General features: G+C 67.0%; 15 protein-coding genes and 1 tRNA gene. 6 read left to right on the top strand and 10 right to left on the bottom strand.

Annotated features, from left to right (window positions below; genetic code table 11):
* Window positions 1-217 precede the first annotated feature (217 nt).
* On the top strand, window positions 218-1,114 hold the full coding sequence (gene bla, locus ACEN8G_RS06360; RefSeq protein WP_413414734.1) for a subclass B3 metallo-beta-lactamase: 897 nt from the start codon (window positions 218-220) through the stop codon (window positions 1,112-1,114).
* Window position 1,115: 1 nt separating this feature from the next.
* Here the strand turns inward: bla and ACEN8G_RS06355 are convergent, their stop codons facing one another.
* The 6 genes from ACEN8G_RS06355 to lon form a co-directional block, all read right to left on the bottom strand.
* Window positions 1,116-1,655: a hypothetical protein gene (locus ACEN8G_RS06355; protein WP_413414735.1), complete on the bottom strand. Its 540-nt coding sequence runs from the start codon at window positions 1,653-1,655 to the stop codon at window positions 1,116-1,118.
* Window positions 1,656-1,812: 157 nt separating this feature from the next.
* On the bottom strand, window positions 1,813-3,855 hold the full coding sequence (locus ACEN8G_RS06350) for a M13 family metallopeptidase (RefSeq protein ID WP_413414762.1): 2,043 nt from the start codon (window positions 3,853-3,855) through the stop codon (window positions 1,813-1,815).
* Between the two features lie 118 nt (window positions 3,856-3,973).
* Window positions 3,974-4,372, bottom strand: a complete 399-nt coding sequence (locus tag ACEN8G_RS06345; RefSeq protein ID WP_413414736.1) for a hypothetical protein — start codon at window positions 4,370-4,372, stop codon at window positions 3,974-3,976.
* Window positions 4,373-4,491: 119 nt separating this feature from the next.
* Window positions 4,492-4,566 (bottom strand) — tRNA-Val (locus ACEN8G_RS06340).
* A 100-nt stretch (window positions 4,567-4,666) separates the two neighbouring features.
* Window positions 4,667-4,939: an HU family DNA-binding protein gene (locus tag ACEN8G_RS06335; RefSeq protein WP_307118586.1), complete on the bottom strand. Its 273-nt coding sequence runs from the start codon at window positions 4,937-4,939 to the stop codon at window positions 4,667-4,669.
* 167 nt (window positions 4,940-5,106) lie between these two features.
* Window positions 5,107-7,503 (bottom strand): endopeptidase La, encoded by a 2,397-nt coding sequence (lon, locus tag ACEN8G_RS06330; RefSeq protein WP_413414737.1) that lies wholly within the window; start codon window positions 7,501-7,503, stop codon window positions 5,107-5,109.
* Window positions 7,504-7,774: 271 nt separating this feature from the next.
* Between lon and ACEN8G_RS06325 the strand changes: the two genes are divergently transcribed.
* Window positions 7,775-9,493: a M1 family metallopeptidase gene (locus ACEN8G_RS06325; protein WP_413414763.1), complete on the top strand. Its 1,719-nt coding sequence runs from the start codon at window positions 7,775-7,777 to the stop codon at window positions 9,491-9,493.
* Between the two features lie 68 nt (window positions 9,494-9,561).
* Here ACEN8G_RS06325 and ACEN8G_RS06320 read toward each other — a convergent pair whose 3' ends face one another.
* Complete coding sequence (locus ACEN8G_RS06320) at window positions 9,562-10,182, bottom strand: hypothetical protein (RefSeq protein WP_413414738.1); 621 nt, start codon at window positions 10,180-10,182, stop codon at window positions 9,562-9,564.
* Window positions 10,183-10,317: 135 nt separating this feature from the next.
* Between ACEN8G_RS06320 and ACEN8G_RS06315 the strand changes: the two genes are divergently transcribed.
* Window positions 10,318-11,775, top strand: a complete 1,458-nt coding sequence (locus ACEN8G_RS06315) for an NCS1 family nucleobase:cation symporter-1 (RefSeq protein WP_413414739.1) — start codon at window positions 10,318-10,320, stop codon at window positions 11,773-11,775.
* On the opposite strand, the gene ACEN8G_RS06310 is transcribed toward ACEN8G_RS06315, so the two are convergent.
* The 3 genes from ACEN8G_RS06310 to ACEN8G_RS06300 form a co-directional block, all read right to left on the bottom strand.
* Window positions 11,744-12,421: a hypothetical protein gene (locus ACEN8G_RS06310; protein ID WP_413414740.1), complete on the bottom strand. Its 678-nt coding sequence runs from the start codon at window positions 12,419-12,421 to the stop codon at window positions 11,744-11,746. The genes ACEN8G_RS06315 and ACEN8G_RS06310 overlap by 32 nt on opposite strands.
* 252 nt (window positions 12,422-12,673) lie before the next feature.
* Window positions 12,674-13,930 carry an ATP-dependent Clp protease ATP-binding subunit ClpX gene (gene clpX / locus ACEN8G_RS06305; protein ID WP_307118581.1) on the bottom strand — a complete coding sequence of 419 codons (1,257 nt, stop codon included), beginning with the start codon at window positions 13,928-13,930 and terminating at the stop codon, window positions 12,674-12,676.
* 120 nt (window positions 13,931-14,050) lie between these two features.
* Window positions 14,051-14,686, bottom strand: coding sequence for an ATP-dependent Clp protease proteolytic subunit (locus tag ACEN8G_RS06300; protein WP_413414741.1), 636 nt, complete (start codon window positions 14,684-14,686; stop codon window positions 14,051-14,053).
* A 178-nt stretch (window positions 14,687-14,864) separates the two neighbouring features.
* On the opposite strand from ACEN8G_RS06300, the gene ACEN8G_RS06295 reads away from it, so the two are divergent.
* The 3 genes from ACEN8G_RS06295 to ACEN8G_RS06285 all read left to right on the top strand — a co-directional run bounded on the left by ACEN8G_RS06295 (window position 14,865) and on the right by ACEN8G_RS06285 (window position 17,948).
* Window positions 14,865-16,142: a hypothetical protein gene (locus ACEN8G_RS06295; RefSeq protein ID WP_413414742.1), complete on the top strand. Its 1,278-nt coding sequence runs from the start codon at window positions 14,865-14,867 to the stop codon at window positions 16,140-16,142.
* Window positions 16,139-17,176 (top strand): SDR family oxidoreductase, encoded by a 1,038-nt coding sequence (locus ACEN8G_RS06290; RefSeq protein WP_413414743.1) that lies wholly within the window; start codon window positions 16,139-16,141, stop codon window positions 17,174-17,176. The genes ACEN8G_RS06295 and ACEN8G_RS06290 overlap by 4 nt, the downstream gene beginning before the upstream one ends.
* Window positions 17,177-17,243: 67 nt before the next feature.
* Window positions 17,244-17,948 carry a response regulator transcription factor gene (locus tag ACEN8G_RS06285; protein WP_413414744.1) on the top strand — a complete coding sequence of 235 codons (705 nt, stop codon included), beginning with the start codon at window positions 17,244-17,246 and terminating at the stop codon, window positions 17,946-17,948.
* Window positions 17,949-17,951: the final 3 nt, after the last annotated feature.

Genomic DNA, 17,951 nt, shown 5'->3' with positions numbered 1-17,951 from the left:
GCGCCATACCCGCTCCCGTCCTCCCCGCGAAGGCGGGGATCTCTCTGCTGGGATGCCCGTGGCTCTGGATTCCCGCTTTCGCGGGGATGACGATGTTTGGATTGCCCCTTGGAGAACCCAGCCATCAATCCAGCTAATGGCTCTTCCGAGAAATGGTGGTTTGTGCGGAGCCGCCCGGATGGATCATTCCACCCGGGCAGCAACCAAGGAACCCCGGATGAAGTCGATCCACCTCGCCGCCCTCGCCCTGCTCACCAGCGCCGCCACGGCACAGCAGGACGATCCGCTCACCCGCCCGATCGAGCCCGAGGCCGCCGCCAAGTGGATCGGCCCGCAGGCGCCGATCCGGGTGTTCGGCAACAGCTATCTGGTCGGCTTCGAGGGCATGAACGTCGGGCTGATCGACACCGGCAAGGGGCTGATCCTGATCGACGGCGCGGTGCCGCAATCGGTCCGCTCGGTCGAGGCGAACCTGCAGAAGCTCGGCTACCGCATCCAGGACGTGAAGCTGATCCTCAGCACCGAACCGCATTTCGACCATGCCGGCGGGCTGGCGGCGCTGGTGCGCGACAGCGGCGCCACGGTGCTGGCCGGCGGCTGGGCGGTGACGGCGCTGAAACAGGGGATGAGCACGCCCGACGATCCCCAGGCGGCCTGGCTGGTCCCCTTTCCCGCCGTCTCGCGCCTGCGCGCGGTGAAGGATGGCGAGGTGATCCGGCTCGGCAATGTCGCGGTCACCGCTCGGGCGACGCCCGGGCATACGCCGGGGAGCATGAGCTGGACCTGGCGGAGCTGCGAGGGGCGGGTGTGCCGGACGATGGTGTTCGCCTCGAGCCTCAATCCCGTGGCGGCGAACGGCTATCGCTTCACCAGGCACCCGGAGGTGGTGGCGAGCTTCCGCTCGACCCAGGCCAGGGTGCGCGCCATGCCCTGCGACATCCTGTTCAGCGCGCATCCGGACAATTCGGGCGGCCCGGAGAAATATGCGCGCTTCGCCAGGGGCGTGCGGCCGAACCCCTATGTCGATCCGGGCGCCTGCCGCGCCTATGCCGACCGGTCGGCGACGGCGCTGGGCAAGCGGCTGGCGGACGAGAAGGCGGGCAAGGCGAAGTAGCTCAGGCGCGGCGCGCGGCGGCGCGGAACAACGCCGCCGCGAGCAGCCAGGGCAGCGCGAAGGCGCCGATCAGCGGCGCGGTGCGCGGCTCCTGGGCGAGCGCGGGCAGGATGGTGGCGGCCTGCGCCGCCGCCGTCGCCAGCATCGCCCAGGCCATGCCGGCCGGACGGAAGCGGGCGAGCAGGCTGCCTGTCGCAGCTACGGCGAGCACCCCGGCGAAGACCAGGTTGATCGGGTTGTCCTCGTTGCCGATCATCCCGACGGCGAGGTTGACCCAGACAGTGAGGAAGGCGGTGAGCAGCGCCACCGCCGCGCCGGCGCGATAGGCGGCACTCTGATGCGTGCGGACGGCAAGCTCGAAGGTCAGGCCGACGCCGCCGATCAGCGCGCCGGCGGCGAGGAAGTCGATCGGCCCCCAGACGACTTCGCGGGTGAACTGCATCGCGATCGCGGGCAGCATCAGCAGCCCCGCCGCCGCGCTCCACGCCGCGATCCGCAGCCGGTTGCCGGTGTGCGGGTGGTTCATCGTCTGCGCTGCCATGCCTGCCTCCTGTGTTGGTGCTGCCGGTCTGCGCTTCGAGGTGCGCGAACGCCAACCAAGCTTTGGAGGAATCGCCGTGCAGAGGATGTGCAGGCGGGGCATGAAAAAGCCCGCCGGCATTTCCACCGGCGGGCTCGTTCAATCCGTGGCGATCAGCTCACCAGATGCGGACGCGCTTGTCCGGCGCGACATATTGCTTCTGGTCGGGCGTGATCTTCCAGGCCGCGTACCAGGCATCGACGTTCCGCAGCGGGTTGATCGCGCGGATCTGGCCCGGCGAGTGCGGATCGCCGACCAGCTGCTGGCGCAGCGCCTCGGTGCGGAACAGCGTACGCCACACCTGGCCCCAGCCCAGGAAGAAGCGTTGGTCGCCGGTATAGCCGTCGATCACCTTGGCCTTCTTGCCCTTCAACGACTGGTGATAGGCATCGAGCGAGATCAGCACGCCGCCGAGATCGCCGATATTCTCGCCCATCGAGGCGCGGCCGTTGATGTGGACGCCGGGCAGTCCGTCAAAGGTATAGGCCTCGTACTGGGCGCCGAGGATCGAGGCCTGGGCCTCGAACTTGGCGGCGTCCTCCGCCGTCCACCAGTCGCGCAGCACGCCATTGCCGTCGGACTTGCGGCCCTGGTCGTCGAAGCCGTGGCTGATCTCGTGGCCGATCACGCCGCCGATGCCGCCATAGTTGACCGCGTCATCGGCCTGCGGATCGAAGAAGGGCGGCTGCAGGATCGCGGCCGGGAAGACGATCTCGTTCTTCACCGAGTTATAGTATGCGTTCACCGTCTGCGGGGTCATGCCCCACTCCGCCTTGTCGACCTGCCCGCCCAGCCGGTTGCGGCGATAGTCCCATTCGAAGCGGCCGGCACGCTCGGCATTGCCGACCAGGTCGCCCGCCTTGACCTCGAGCGCCGAATAGTCGCGCCACTTGTCCGGATAGCCGATCTTGACGGTGAAGCCCTTGAGCTTGGCCTGGGCCTGCTCCTTGGTTGCCGGGCTCATCCAGGCGAGGCCGTTGATCCGGCCGGCAAGCGCGACGCGCAGGTTGCTCACCAGCGTGTCCATCTTCGCCTTGGAGGCCGGCGGGAAATAGAGCGCGACATAGTCGCGGCCCACGCCCTCACCGACGCCGCGCTCGGTGAACGCGACCGCACGCTTCCAGCGGTCGCGCTGCTGCGGCTGGCCGTTCATGAACTTCGAGCGGAACTCGAACTGCGCATCGACGAAGCGCTTCGACAGCAAAGGCGCGACGTCGTCGGCGGTGCGGAAGGCCTGCCAGGCCTTGAGCGTGTCGAGATCGGTATCGGCGAAGACCTTGGCGAGCAGCGGGATCGCGCTGTTCTGCGCGACGATCACGCGGTCCGCCTTGGTGAGCCCCGCGGCCGCCCAGAAGCTGTCCCAGCCGAAGCCCGGGGCCGACGCCTTGAGCTCGGCGACGCTGGTCGGGTTGTAGGTCTTGTCGCGGTCGCGGCTCTGCGCGCGGGTCCAGTGCGCCTTGGCGATCTGGGTCTCCATCGCGACCACCTTGGCGGCCGCCGCATCGGCATCCGCCCAGCCGGCCATGCCGAGCATCTGCGCGACATATTGCTGGTAGCGCGCCACCTGCGGCGCGAACTTGGCATCGAGATAGAGGTCGCGGTCGCCCAGGCCCAGGCCGGACTGGCGCAGGTAGAGGGCGTAGACATCCGGGTTCTTGGCGTCGTCGTTCACGCCGATGCCGAAGAAGCTGCCGCCGAAGCCACCGGTCGAGGCACCCATCAGCTTCGCCAGGTCGTCCTTGCTCGCCGCCGCCTTGACCGGCGCGAGCCGTTCGGCGAGCGGCTGGGCGTCGAGCTTCTCGACCGTCGCCTCGTCCATGAAGCCATTGTACAGGATCGCCGCCTTCATCCGGTCCGGATGCGCGGTGTCGGTGGCGCTATAGCCCGAGATCAGGCTGCGCATGCGCACTTCGGACAGGTCGCGCAGCACCGCGAAGGCGCCGAAGGACGAGCGGTCGGCCGGGATCGTCGTGCGATCGACCCAGGCGCCGTTGACGAACCGGTACCAGTCGTCGCCCGGCTTCACGCTCTTGTCCATGCCGGTGAGGTCGAAGCCCCAGGCACCGTAGCGGGTGGCGCCGGCATCAGCAGTGGCACCCGCGGCGACGGGCGCGGCCGACTGCTGGCTGAAACCAATGGCGGGCACCGCGAGCACGGCCATGGCCGAGGCGAGCAGCAGAATCTTCTTCAATGGAGGTCCCCCGAAATTGAGACGTTAGGCGCGTCTGGAAACAGACTGTCACGCCGTCGGGAGACGCGCAATATCCTTGCGCGAGCCGCTATCCTTCGTTCACCTGCTGATAGATGATCCGCACGCCGGCCTCTTCCTCGCGCCGAAGGAAGATGCGCGTGCCCGATGCATAACGGATACGGAGGCGATCCGGGCCGAGCCAGCGAATCTCCGCCCAGGACCCGCCCCAATCGCCGGCCCTTGCCGCACCATGGTCATCGTCCGCGATGAAGGCGTTGCCCATGCCGGTAGGCAGCTCGCCGGGACGAAGAATCGAGACCTGGGTGGTGAAGCCGGTCGTCGCGCCACAGTCCCGCTGGAACATCACCGCGCTCAGGGCGCCACCCGGCGCATAGGCCCTGGAGACGAGATAGTTCCCACAGACATCGCCACAGGCACCGAGTGGCGCGGACAGCGCAATCGTCATGGCGAGCTTGCGAAATACCATATGCTTCCCCCTTCGCGGGAAAGGCCTGGCGCGGACAGGTGCAGGCGTGATGCAGAGGGCGTCCGCGTTCGATCGAGCCAAACCAAAAAAGCCCGCCGGATCACCGACGGGCTTTGAAATGGTGGGCGCGGTAGGGATTGAACCTACGACCCCACCCGTGTGAAGGGTGTGCTCTACCACTGAGCTACGCGCCCATTGGCCAGGTCCTTGAACCCTTGGCGGCCGAAATGGGAAGCGGGCCTTTAGGCGGCGCAGCTCCAGCTGTCCAGTCCCAAAACCCGCATTTGTACGGTCTTAGTTGACCGCGTCCTTGAGGCCCTTGCCCGCCTTGAACTTCGGCTGGTTCGACGCCTTGATCGTCATCGGCTCGCGGGTGCGCGGGTTGCGGCCCGTCGACGCCTTGCGCTTGCTGACCGAGAAGGTGCCAAAGCCGACCAGGCGAACTTCGTCGCCCTTCTTGAGCGCCGTCTGGATGGCATCGAACACGGCTTCCACAGCCTTGCTCGCATCGCCCTTCCCGAGGCCCGAGGTATCGGCGACCTGTCCGATAAGCTCTTGCTTGTTCATTTCGTGACTTTCCCCCTCATGAATTACGCAGAAATACGCGAGTCGCGGCGGCAGGCCGAGCGATCACGTCAGCACGCCGCCGCTGGGGCTGTCAAAACGTTTCGCCCCGCTTTTCCCTCCAAATGACGAAAAGGTTACGGTGTCCGAACGGTTAGGCCTAACCTGGATCAGTGGTGCACGGCGTCTCCCAGACCGGCCGTGCCGGTCGTGGGCTGGGCCGCCAGTTCGTCCGCCTCGCTCCAGTCGATCGACACGAGCGGCTCGGTGAGCGCCAGGCGCAGCACCTCGTCGACATGCTTGACCGGCACGATCTCGAGACCGTCGCGGATGTTCTGCGGGATCTCGGCGAGGTCCTTCTGGTTCTCCTCCGGGATCAGCACCGTCTTGATGCCACCACGCAGCGCCGCGAGCAGCTTCTCCTTGAGCCCGCCGATCGGCAGCACACGACCACGCAGCGTCACTTCGCCGGTCATCGCGATGTCCTTGCGGACCGAGACGCCGGTCAGCGTCGAGACGATCGCCGTGACCAGGCCGATGCCCGCCGACGGACCGTCCTTGGGTACCGCGCCCTCCGGCAGGTGGACGTGGATGTCCTTGCGCTGGAGCAGGCTCGGCTTGATGCCGTAGGCCGGGCTGCGCGCCTTGACGAAGCTGAACGCGGCCTCGACCGATTCCTTCATCACGTCGCCCAGCTTGCCGGTCGTCTTGATCATGCCCTTGCCGGGCACGGTGACGCTTTCGATGGTCAGCAGCTCGCCGCCCACCTCGGTCCAGGCGAGACCCGTGACCGCACCGATCTGGTTCTCCTCCTCGCCGAGCCCGTGGCGGTACTTCTGCACGCCGGCGAACTCGTGGAGGTTCTGGGGCGTGATCGTCACGCTCTCGGCCTTGCCCTCGAGGATCTTGCGCAGCGCCTTGCGGGCGAGCTTGGCGATCTCGCGCTCCAGCGTACGCACGCCCGCCTCGCGGGTGTACTGCTGGATCAGCTTGCGCAGCCCTTCCTGGGTTAGGACGAACTCGCCCTCCTTCAGGCCATGCGCCTCGATCTGCTTCTCGATCAGGTGCCGCTCGGCGATCTCGACCTTCTCGTCCTCGGTATAGCCCTCGAGCCGGATGATCTCCATGCGGTCGAGCAACGGCTGCGGCAGGTTCAGCGAGTTCGCGGTGCACACGAACATCACGTCCGAGAGATCGATGTCGATCTCCAGATAGTGATCGTTGAACTTGTTGTTCTGCTCGGGATCGAGCACCTCGAGCAGCGCCGAGGCGGGATCGCCGCGGAAATCCTGGCCGAGCTTGTCGATCTCGTCGAGCAGGAACAGCGGGTTGGAAGTGCCGGCCTTTTTCAGGTTCGACACGATCTTGCCCGGCAGCGAGCCGATATAGGTGCGGCGGTGGCCGCGGATCTCGGCCTCGTCGCGCACGCCGCCCAGCGACTGGCGGATGAACTCACGGCCCGTCGCCTTGGCGATGCTCTTGCCCAGCGAGGTCTTGCCGACGCCCGGCGGGCCGACGAGGCACAGGATCGGTCCCTTCAGCTTGTTGGTGCGCGCCTGGACAGCGAGATACTCGACGATCCGGTCCTTGACCTTCTCGAGCGCATAATGGTCCTCGTCGAGCACACCCTGCGCCTCGGCGATGTCCTTCTTGAGCTTCGACTTCTTGCCCCAGGGCAGGCCGAGCAGCACGTCGAGATAGTTACGCACCACCGTCGCCTCGGCGCTCATGGGCGCCATGGTCTTGAGCTTCTTGAGCTCCGACTGGGCCTTGGTGCGCGCTTCCTTCGACAGCTTGAGCGTGGCGATCTTCTGGGTCAGCTCGGCGACTTCGTCGCCATCGCCTTCCTCGCCCTCATTGCCCAGCTCGCGCTGGATCGCCTTGAGCTGCTCGTTGAGGTAATATTCGCGCTGCGTCTTCTCCATCTGGCGCTTCACGCGGCTGCGGATCTTCTTCTCGACCTGCAGCACGCCGAGCTCGCCCTCCATGAAGGCGAACACCATCTCGAGGCGCTTCATCGGATTGGTCTCGACGAGCAGCGACTGCTTCTCGGCGACCTTGACGGCAATGTTGGCGGCAACCGCATCGGCGAGGCGCGATGCGTCCTCGAGCTCGGCGAGCTGCACCGCGGTCTCGGCCGGCAGCTTGCGGTTGAGCTTGGCGTAATTCTCGAACTGGTCGACGACCGAGCGCATCAGCGCCTGGATCTCGGTGCCTTCGACGGCATCGTCGTCGATCGGCTTGACGCTCGCGGTGAGGAAGGCGCCGCCCTCCTCCATCGTGACGAGCGCGCCGCGCTCCTTGCCGGCGACGAGCACGCGGACGGTGCCGTCGGGCAGCTTGAGCAGCTGGAGGACTTCGGCGGAGACGCCGGTATCATACAGGTCCTCGCGGCCAGGATCGTCCTCGGCCGGATCGAGCTGCGCGACGAGGAAGATCTCCTTGTCATCGGCCATGGCGGCCTCGAGCGCGGCGACCGACTTGTCGCGGCCGACGAACAGCGGCACGATCATGTGCGGGAAGACGACAATGTCCCGAAGGGGAAGAACGGGGTAGGACTGCTTCATGAATACTCCTGAGCCCGCACAGGGCTCCTCTCCTCCATTATATGGGGGTCGTGGAGCCCGCATCAATCTGCGAACGCTCTTAGGCTGTGGAGTGTTGCTTGCCGTAGCGGCACGGGCAAGCATTTTTCCGCCTCAGCCGGCCATGCGCGCGCCGAATGCGGCATGATCCCCCGGAAATCGCCCTGGATTCGAACAGGCCATTGCCGGGTCCGTTCCGTTTCCGCATCACTCTCGACAATCGCACCGTGATTCCCGCCTGAAGGAGGCTCCCATCCGCACGTCCCTGTCCCTCGCCGCCTCAGCCCTGGCGCTCGCCGCCCTCCCCGCCGCCGCGCAGACGGTAAAGCCCGGCGAGCCGCCGATCACGCCGACCACGCAGGAATCGGGCGGCCCGATCAGCCCCGAGCGCGCCGCGCTCCACCTCGACCATGCCGACCTGGCGATCGAAGTGTTCCCGGCGACCCAGCGCATCGCCGGCGTGGCGACGCTGACGATCACCAGCGCGATCGCCCAGAAGGTCCTGCAGATCGATCTCGACCGGAACCTGCCGGTCACCGCGGTGAGCATCGACGGCAAGGCGCTGACGCCGCAGGAATGGGCCAATCCCGAGGGCCGGCTGATGATCACCCTGCCCCGCCCGCTCAAGGCCGGCGGCAAGGCGGAGGTGAAGATCAGCTATGGCGGCACGCCGCATGTCGCGGTGCGCGCGCCCTGGGACGACGGCATGGTCTGGGCGAAGACGCCTGGGACGGATCGCCAGCCCTGGATCGCGACCACTGCAGAGGGCTATGGCTGCGACCTGTTCTGGCCCTGCCTCGACTTCCCCCGCGGCGAGCCGGACACGGTCGACATGCACATCACCGTGCCCAAGGACCTGAAGGTCGCCGGCAACGGCAAGCTGATCGGCACCGACACGCTTGCCGATGGCCGCACCACCTGGAACTGGCGCACGCGCAGCCCCAATCCCTATTCGGTCACTCTCCAGATCGCGCCCTACAGGCTGATCGAGGCGGACTATAAGAGCCGCTACGGCAACACGATCCCGATGCAATATTGGTATCTGCCGGGCCGCGACGACAAGGCGAAGAAGCTGTTCGCCGAGTTCGCCCCGACGCTCGACTTCTACGAGAGCCTGATCGGCCCCTATCCGTTCGGCGACGAGAAGGTGGGCGTGGCCGAGACGCCGCATCTGGGCATGGAGCACCAGACGATCAACGCGTACGGCAACAACTACAAGCAATATCCCTCGGGCTTCGACGAGATATTCCAGCACGAGCTCGGCCATGAGTGGTTCGGCAACCAGATGTCCGCGGGCAACTGGGACGATTACTGGCTGCACGAGGGCTTCGCCCAGTACATGCAGCCGCTCTACGGCCGCTGGCGCGAGGGCGAGGCGCGCTATGCGATCATGATGGACGAGTTCCGGCTCCAGATCACCAATCACGCCCCGATCGTCTCGGGCCAGATCCGCACCGAGGAGCAGGTCTATGAGGAGGAGAATGGCGGGCCGGGCCAGGACATCTACGTCAAGGGCGCCTGGATTCTCCACACGCTGCGCAACCTGATCGGCGACGACAAGTTCTTCGAGGCCACTCGCCTGCTCGTCTATGGCCGGACCGATCCGAAGCCTGGCAACTTCACCCCGCGCTTCGCCGCCACGCCCGAGTTCATCGCCGATGTGAACAAGGTGACCGGCAAGGACCTGCAATGGTTCTTCGACGTCTATCTCTACCAGGCGCCGCTGCCCGAGCTGGTCGAGACGCGCCAGGGCGACACGCTGGCGCTGCGCTGGAAGATGGCGAACGACAAGCCCTTCCCGCTGCCGGTGGAGGTCTCGATCGATGGCAAGGTGCAGAAGGTCGAGATGCCGGGCGGCACCGCGACGCTGAAGGTGCCGGCCGACGCGCATGTGATCGTCGATCCGGACTCGCGGATCCTCAAATATTCGGCGGCCGTCGAGGCCTTTCAGCGCTACGCGTACCGGCGGTAGGGCAAAACCCCTTTTCCCTCTCCCCTCCGGGAGAGGGTCGGGGGCAATGTCCCTCGCCGGCAGCTAGCCTATTCCTCGATCAGCCCGCCGTCCGGCCGCAGCACCTTGGCCAGCACGAAGCCGAAGCCGATCTGCCAGGGCACGTAGATCTTGAGCAACTGGAGCCAGTTGCCCGGGAAGCCCTGGTTGCCCGAGCCGGTCGTCATGTAGAGATAGACGACCAGCGCACCGAGGCCCGCCAGCATCGCCGTGCCGAACACGGCGAAGATCGCCGTCGCCAGCCCGTGCCGGCCCAGCCCGCTGCCCAGCACGAACAGCAGCCCGAGGCCCGCGCCCACCGCGCCGCCGACAAGGCCCGGCAGCATCGGCGTGGCGGCCGCGTTGACCTGGCTCGCCAGCTGGGCCGCCGCCCAGTGCGCGAAGGTGAGGCCGACGATCAGCACCGCGACCTTCATCGCCAGCTTGTGGCTCCGCCCTGCCCAGACCAGGGGCAAGGTAAGAAGCGGGGTAAGCCATACGGCCCCGTTGGCGACATTCGCCAGGGTGAGCACGCACAACCCCGCGATGAAGAGCAGGTGGCCGAGGACCAGCCACTTGAAAGCCGTGCCCGCGGCGGAATCGAGAGCAAGATTGAACGACGAGTGATACTCGCGGGGATCTTCGTCCGCGAGGATTGCAGCATCAGACATAGGACGACTCCTTTATCCGGCTAATACAGCGAGGGTGCGCCTCAACTTGAGTCGCGTCAACAAAAGTCGATCTTGCAGCGCAGCGTAGATCGCGCGACATTCCAGCGCGTTGGAGCCTGCATTTCGGGGGGAAGCATGGCGGACGAAACGCTCTGGAACACCGACCTCGCACCGACGGGCCCGGAGCAGCGCAGCTGGGCCTGGTATCACTATGCCGCGCTGTGGATCGGGATGATCGTCGCGGTGCCCGCCTGGATGCTCGCGGCGGGCTTGGTCGAGCAGGGCATGTCGGCCGGACAGGCCGCGCTCACCGTGCTGCTCGGCAACCTCGTCGTCCTGGTGCCGATGCTGCTGATCGGCCATGCCGGCGCCCGCCACGGCATCCCCTATGCGGTGCTGGTCCGTGCCTCGTTCGGCACCACCGGCGCGCGGCTTCCTGCCCTCGCCCGCGCGCTGGTCGCCTGTGGCTGGTACGGCATCCAGACCTGGATCGGCGGCGAGGCGCTGCTTACCCTGCTCGGCGTGCTGCTGAAGACCGATCTGCGCGGCGATCCCCTGCCCCTGCTCGGCATCGGGATCGGCCAGCTGGCCGCCTTCCTCGCCTTCTGGTCGCTCCAGCTCTTCTTCGTCCGCAAGGGGCTGCTGACCATCCGCCGGCTTGAGACCTGGACCGCGCCGGTCAAGATCCTGGTCTGCATCGCGCTGGTCTGGTGGGCGGTGCAGACGGCGGGCGGGTTCGGCCCGATCTTCAACGCCCCCTCGGCCTTCGTGCCCGGCGGCGCCCGGGAGGGTCAGTTCTGGGTGGTGTTCTGGCCCGCGCTCACCGCGATGATCGGCTATTGGGCGACGCTGGCGCTCAACATCCCCGACTTCACCCGCTTCGCCCGCTCGCAACGCGACCAGGTGATCGGCCAGTCGATCGGCCTGCCGCCGATGATGGGGTTGATCGCACTGGCCAGCGTGATCACCACCAGCGCCACCGTGGTGATCTATGGCGAGGCGATCTGGGACCCGGTCGCACTGTCCGGCCGGTTCGAGGGGCCGCTGGTGCTGCTCGGGCTGATCGTGATCAGCGTCGACACCATCTCGTGCAACATCGCCGCGAACCTGGTTTCCGCCTCCTACGACTTCTCCTCGGTCGCGCCGAAGCGGATCAGCTACCGCACCGGCGGGATGATCACCGCCACCATCGCGATCCTGATGATGCCGTGGAAGCTGCTCGCCTCGACTGGCGGGTACATATTCGTCTGGCTCACCGGCTATTCAGCACTGCTCGGCCCGATCGCCGGCATATTGATCGCCGACTATTGGCTGATCCGCCGCACCCGGCTGCAGGTCGCGGACCTCTACCGGACGGACGGCGCCTATCGCTACCGCTCGGGCTGGAACCCGGCGGCGCTGATCGCCTTCGCGGCCGGCGTGCTGCCCAACCTGCCGGGCTTCCTCGCCACCGCGGCGCCCTCGGTCTTCTCCGTCGGACCGGTCTGGGCAGCGATCTACAGCTGGGCCTGGTTCGTCGGCCTGTTCATCGCGCTCATACTCTATGCCGTGTTGATGCGCCTCAAGCCCCAGGCCGCCGCCCCAGCCGCATGAGCCAGGCGAGGAAGAACGCCAGGCACGCCTGCCAGGGCAAATGCACGCACTCCAGCCAGAAGACGAAGCGCGCCGAGCGGAGGGGATATTCGAGCGCGTTGGTGAGGAGCAGCCCCTGCGCCATGCCCAGCGCACCGAGAAGGGTGAGCGTGACGATACCAAACAGGATGATCGCGCGGCTGCCGGCAGTGAGCGAGGTCAGGCGCAGCGGCACGAGCAGCATCAGCGCCAGCGTGCCGCCCGCAAGGCCGCCCACCGCGCCGGTGCCGAGATCGCGCAGATAGGCCTGGGGATCGGGCTCGAGCGGAAAGCTCAGCATCGCGTGCCGCCAGGCGAGATAATTGGCCGCGACATGCGCGACCGGCAGCGCCACGCAGAAATAGACCAGCCGCTGCACCCAGCCGCGCTGGCGGATGGAGGCGAGCAGATAGGGCAAGCCGAACAGCGGCGTCAGGTAGAGGCTGGGGCCGATCACCGGTGCCAGCACGTCCTTGGGATCGGGATAGAGCAGCACCGCGATCGCCAGGGCGATCGCGTAGAGGACCGCGCCGATCAGCAGCCAGACGAACGCATGCAGGAAGCGGACATTGCGACGTCGCGCCTGCCGGACGGCAAGTTTGTCGGTTCTGTTCAGCCCCCGCCGCATAGGAGCATGATGGCAGAGGAATGCAGCGGAACAAGCGCGAGATAGAAAGGCGTGCCCCTTCCCCTCATCCCGGCGAAAGCCGGGATCTCAGGCGGTGGCGCGGGGATAGAGCCGCACGAAATCCCGACTTTCGTCGGGATGACGGAAGTTGTGGATACCGGGATGGCAGGAAGTGGCGAATAGCACGAATAGCAGAAGGCCCTCCCCGCTTCCGGGAAGGGCCTTCCAAAATGCTATCGGTAAAGCCGAGCCTCAGCCCGCCTTTTCCTTCTTGGCATAGACGCGAACCGGGTCCTTCGAGCCGGCGACCACGTCCTTGTCGACCACGACCTCGTCCACCCCGTCCATCGACGGCAGGTCGAACATCGTGTCGAGCAGGATGCCCTCCAGGATCGAGCGGAGGCCACGCGCGCCGGTCTTGCGCTCGATTGCCTTCTTCGACACCGCGGTGAGCGCGTCGTCGTTGAAGCCGAGCTTCACGCCCTCCATGTCGAACAGCTTCTGATACTGCTTGACCAGCGCGTTCTTCGGCTCGGTGAGGATCTTCACCAGCGCCTCGACATCGAGGTCCTCGAGCGTCGCGATGACCGGCAGGCGGCCGACGAACTCGGGGATCAGGCCGAACTTGAGGAGATCCTCCGGCTCGACCTGCTTCAGCGTCTCGCCCGTGCGGCGCTCGTCCGGCGCGGCGACATGCGCACCGAAGCCGATCGACTTGCCCTGCAGGCGATCACCGATGATCTTCTCTAGGCCCGAGAAGGCGCCGCCGCAGATGAACAGGATATTCGTCGTGTCCACCTGCAGGAATTCCTGCTGCGGGTGCTTGCGGCCGCCCTGCGGCGGAACCGAAGCGGTCGTGCCTTCCATGAGCTTGAGCAGTGCCTGCTGCACGCCCTCGCCCGACACGTCGCGGGTGATCGACGGGTTCTCGGCCTTGCGGCTGATCTTGTCGATCTCGTCGATGTACACGATGCCGCGCTGCGCCCGCTCGACGTTGTAGTCGGAAGCCTGGAGCAGCTTGAGGATGATGTTCTCCACGTCCTCGCCGACATAACCGGCTTCGGTCAGCGTGGTCGCGTCCGCCATGGTGAACGGCACGTCGAGGATGCGGGCGAGCGTCTGGGCGAGCAGGGTCTTGCCGCAGCCGGTGGGGCCGACGAGCAGGATGTTCGACTTGGACAGTTCGACGTCCGCGCCCTTGGCGCCGTGGTTCAGCCGCTTGTAGTGGTTGTGCACCGCCACCGACAGCACGCGCTTGGCGCGCTTCTGGCCGATCACATAGTCATCGAGGACGTCGCAGATCTCCTGCGGCGTCGGAACCCCGCCGTCCTTCTTGCTGACGAGCGCCGACTTGGTCTCTTCCCGAATGATATCGTTGCAGAGCTCGACGCACTCGTCGCAGATGAACACGGTCGGGCCCGCGATGAGCTTGCGCACTTCGTGCTGCGACTTGCCGCAGAACGAACAATAGAGCGTGCTCTTCGAGTCACCGCCGCTGAGCTTGGTCATTCACTTCCATCCTTCGTGCGTCGCGCGCACGTTACGCCACCCGCCATCCTACACGCGGGCGATATTCCGGCAAACCGGAATCTGGCTATTACGCCAGACTCCTTAAATAGGTCCTGCCGATCAGGCTGCGGCAGCCTCGCCGTCGGTCGGAACCGGCCGCTTTTCATAGACTTCGTCGACCACGCCGAACGCCTTGGCTTCGTCGGCCTCGAAGAAGCTGTCGCGGTCCATGACCTGCTCGATTCGCTCGAGCGGCTGGCCCGTGTACTTCGCATAGAGATCATTCATCCGCTTGCGGATGCGCAGGATCTCCTTGGCCTGGATCTCGATGTCCGACGCCATGCCCTGCGCGCCGCCCGAGGGCTGGTGGAGCATGATGCGGGCATTGGTGAGCGCGACGCGCAGGCCCGGCTCGCCAGAAGCGAGCAGGAACGAGCCCATCGAGGCGGCCTGGCCGATGCAGACCGTGCCGACGCGCGGACGGATATACTGCATGGTGTCGTGGATCGCCATGCCGGCAGTCACCACGCCACCCGGCGAGTTGATGTACATCCAGATGTCCTTCTTCGGGTTCTCGGACTCGAGGAAGAGCAGCTGGGCGGTGATCAGCGAGGCCATATGGTCTTCGACCGGGCCGGTCACGAACACGATTCGCTCGCGCAGCAGGCGCGAATAGATGTCGAAGCTGCGCTCGCCGCGGCTCGACTGTTCGATCACGATGGGCACGAGGCCGCCGGTCACGGGATCAATGGTCATCTGATCGGAAAGCGGATGCATGGGTGAAAATCTCATTATGTCTGTTTTGCCCAGGCCAACATCGGCGCTTGACGTTCGGAGTTCAAGCCTTGGTTATGGTTAGCCTCGACAAGGGGTTTTGCGGGAGGGCGCCATCGCCGGGGACGAATCGGGGCAGCTATTGAAGGCGACGCAGAGGGTGGCGGTACGGCTGGTGCTGGCCGGGCTGATCCTGCGCATCGCCTGGCTCGCCCTGGTGGGCGCTCTGGTCCACCCGCTCCAGCTCGGCGAGGCAAGCCAGGCCGCGTCGGCGCTGGCCCGCACCGGCACGATTGCCGATGCCTTCGGTCCCGGCACCGGCCCGACCGCGCATCTGATGCCGGTGGTGGTGGTGATCGTAGGCGCGGTGCAGCGCGTGTTCGGCGCAGATTCGGCGCTCGGCAACCTGCTGCTGAGCCTGTGGACGCTCGCCCAGCTCGCGGCGATCTGGCTGCTCGCCCGCGCCCTGTTCGCCGGCGCGGGCTGGAACCGTGCCGCGCTGATCGGCGGGCTGGCGCTGCTCTGCCTGATCCCCGCGCATATCTCGCAGGAGGCCGCCGACTTCCGCGTCTGGGAAGGCGGGCTCGCCACGCTGCTCGCTCTCGCCAATCTCTGGCTGATCGTCACGCTCGAGCGGCGCGCGTCGATCGACTGGCAGCCGCTGCTGCTCGGCGCGGCGCTGTCGGCCGCCACCTTCTTCGTCAGCCCCACAACCGGGCTGGCGGTGGATGCCTGCTGGGCCTGGCTGGCGCTGCGTCGCCTGCCCTTCCGTCAGGTCGTCGGCTTCGCCGCCGCCGCAGCGGCAGCACTAGCGCTGGTCCTCGCCCCCTGGGTGCTTCGCAATGCCCAGGTGATGGGAAAGCCGATCCTGCTGCGCGACAATTTCGGGCTGGAGACCGCGCTCGCCAACTACCCCGGCGCGCTCGACCCTACCGATCCGCACGCGGAATCCCAGGCGCGGATGCGAGCGATCCACCCCTATCAGAACCCGGAGGTGCTCTCCCGGCTCCGCGCAGCGGGCGGCGAGGTCGCCTATGCGCAGGGGCTGGGCCGCGAGGCCTGGGCATGGATCCGCACGCATCCGCTCGACTTCGCCCGGCTGGCGCTGCGCCACTATCGCCAATTCTACTTCCCCGATCGCTGGCAGGGCGCGCTGACCAACTGGCAGGCCTTCCCGACGCTCCGTATCGAGGCTATCCGTGCCATTGCGGCGCTCGGCCTGCTCGGCCTGCTGATCGGCCTGGTCCAGCGGCGGCGCCATTACGGGCTGCTCGCGCTCTATATCGCGCTGGCCGGCCTGCCCTATGCGCTCGTCCTGCCGATCCCGCGCTATGCCTATGTCGTCTGGCCGCTGCTTGCCTTCCTGGCGGCCCGGCTGCTGGTCGACGCCTTTGCCGCCTTGCGGGTCCGACAACGCCGCCGCATGATGGCGCAATGACGACGCACACGGTCCTGGTCACTGGCGGCTCCGGCTTCGTGGGCAGCCATGTCATCCTCCAGCTGCTGGCGGCAGGGCACGAAGTGCGCACCACCGTCCGCAGCCTCTCCCGCGAGCCCCAGGTCCGCGCGACGCTGGAAAAGGCCGGCGCCGACACTAGCCGACTACACTTCTTCGCCGCCGATCTGGAGAAGGACGAAGGCTGGGCCGAGGCGGTGGCCGGCTGCGACTATGTCCAGCACGTCGCCTCCCCCTTCCCCCAGAGCCAGCCCGAGGACGAGCAGGAGCTGATCCGCCCGGCGGTGAACGGCACGCTGCGCGTCCTGCGCGCCGCGCGCGATGCCGGGGTGAAGCGCGTCGTCCTCACCTCCAGCTTCGCGGCGATCGGCTATGGCCATGGCCAGCGCCACAGCGACTATACCGAGGCCGACTGGACCGATGTGAACGGCCCCGCCGTCCAGCCCTACATGAAGTCCAAGACGCTGGCCGAGCGCGCCGCCTGGGACTTCGTCGCGGCCGAGGGCAACGGCATGGAGCTGGCCGTGGTCAACCCCGTCGGCATCTTCGGCCCGGCGCTCAACGACGATCTCTCCACCTCGATCTGGCTGGTCAAGTCGATGATCGAGGGCAGGATGCCCGGCCTGCCCGACCTGTGGTTCGGCGTGGTCGATGTCCGCGACGTGGCCAGCCTGCAGGTCGACGCGATGACGCATGAGAAGGCAGCCGGCGAGCGCTTCCTCGCCGTGGCGGGCAAGGCGATGTCGATCCCCGAGATGGCGGAGGTGCTGCGCAGCGGCCTGGGCCCCGCCGGCGCCCGGATCACCCGCCGCCGCGTGCCCAGCTGGGTCGTCCGGATCATGGCGCTGTTCAACCCGATGGCGCGCGAGGCGGCGCCGCGGCTCGGCATCCGCTCCAGCGCCAGCAACGCCAAGGCGCGCAAGCTGCTCGACTGGCAGCCGCGCAGCAACGAGGAGGCGATCCTCGCCACCGCCCACAGCCTGATCGATCTGGGACTGATCGAGGCGCGCGGCTGAGCGCTTTCGCATCGACCTTTGCGCGGCCGCTCTCTACAGCGGGGCGAACTCCGCGCGGATGCGAATCTTGAGCAGCCAACCCACTCCCGAAGAACCCGTACGCCTCCTCTTGGTGGAGGATGACGAGCCACTCCGCCGCCTGCTGGGCGAGCAGTTGCAGGCACTCGGCTATGAGGTCCAGTCGGTCGGCGACGGGCGCGCGGCGATCGCCGCGGTCGGCGGCGATCCGTTCGACATCGTCATCCTCGATCGGATGCTCCCCTTTGTCGACGGCGTCGACGTGCTGCGCTGGCTGCGCGAGCAGGAAGTGATGACCCCGGTGATCCTGCTCACCGCTCTGGGCCGCCTGCCTGAGCGGGTCGAGGGGCTCGAGGCGGGTGCCGACGACTATGTCGTCAAGCCGTTCGAGATCGACGAGCTGCACGCCCGCATCCGCGCCCTGCTCCGCCGGCGTCAGGCAAGCAGCGCCGACAGCGCCACGGTGAGCGCCGGCGACGTAACGGTGAGCGTCGCCCGCCACCGCGTCACCCGTGCCGGCCAGCCGGTCGAGATGCACAAGACCGAGATCCGGCTGCTCGCCGAACTGGTCCGCGATGCCGGCACGGTACTCAGCCGCCCCCTGCTGCTCGAGCGCGTCTGGGGCTATGACTTCGTGCCCACCACCAACATCGTCGATGCCTATATCCGGCGCCTCCGCCAGCGGCTCGAGCTGCCCGGCCTGCCCGATCCGATCGTGACCGTGCGCGGGGTCGGCTACATGTTCCGCGTCTGAGCC

It is taken from the genome of Sphingomonas sp. Sphisp66 (assembly GCF_047324325.1).
Classification (GTDB): Bacteria; Pseudomonadota; Alphaproteobacteria; order Sphingomonadales; family Sphingomonadaceae; genus Sphingomonas.
This window is presented reverse-complemented; position numbering and strand designations above follow the sequence as displayed.

What these genes read in the sequence shown, in the direction of transcription:
- bla (WP_413414734.1), top strand. Translation starts at nt 218, where the DNA reads ATGAAGTCGATCCACCTCGCCGCCCTCGCCCTGCTCACCAGCGCCGCC.
- lon (WP_413414737.1), bottom strand. Translation starts at nt 7,503, where the DNA reads ATGAAGCAGTCCTACCCCGTTCTTCCCCTTCGGGACATTGTCGTCTTC.
- ACEN8G_RS06320 (WP_413414738.1), bottom strand. Translation starts at nt 10,182, where the DNA reads ATGTCTGATGCTGCAATCCTCGCGGACGAAGATCCCCGCGAGTATCAC.
- ACEN8G_RS06315 (WP_413414739.1), top strand. Translation starts at nt 10,318, where the DNA reads ATGGCGGACGAAACGCTCTGGAACACCGACCTCGCACCGACGGGCCCG.
- ACEN8G_RS06345 (WP_413414736.1), bottom strand. Translation starts at nt 4,372, where the DNA reads ATGGTATTTCGCAAGCTCGCCATGACGATTGCGCTGTCCGCGCCACTC.
- ACEN8G_RS06355 (WP_413414735.1), bottom strand. Translation starts at nt 1,655, where the DNA reads ATGGCAGCGCAGACGATGAACCACCCGCACACCGGCAACCGGCTGCGG.
- ACEN8G_RS06290 (WP_413414743.1), top strand. Translation starts at nt 16,139, where the DNA reads ATGACGACGCACACGGTCCTGGTCACTGGCGGCTCCGGCTTCGTGGGC.
- clpX (WP_307118581.1), bottom strand. Translation starts at nt 13,930, where the DNA reads ATGACCAAGCTCAGCGGCGGTGACTCGAAGAGCACGCTCTATTGTTCG.
- ACEN8G_RS06335 (WP_307118586.1), bottom strand. Translation starts at nt 4,939, where the DNA reads ATGAACAAGCAAGAGCTTATCGGACAGGTCGCCGATACCTCGGGCCTC.
- ACEN8G_RS06350 (WP_413414762.1), bottom strand. Translation starts at nt 3,855, where the DNA reads ATGGCCGTGCTCGCGGTGCCCGCCATTGGTTTCAGCCAGCAGTCGGCC.
- ACEN8G_RS06310 (WP_413414740.1), bottom strand. Translation starts at nt 12,421, where the DNA reads ATGCGGCGGGGGCTGAACAGAACCGACAAACTTGCCGTCCGGCAGGCG.
- ACEN8G_RS06300 (WP_413414741.1), bottom strand. Translation starts at nt 14,686, where the DNA reads ATGACCATTGATCCCGTGACCGGCGGCCTCGTGCCCATCGTGATCGAA.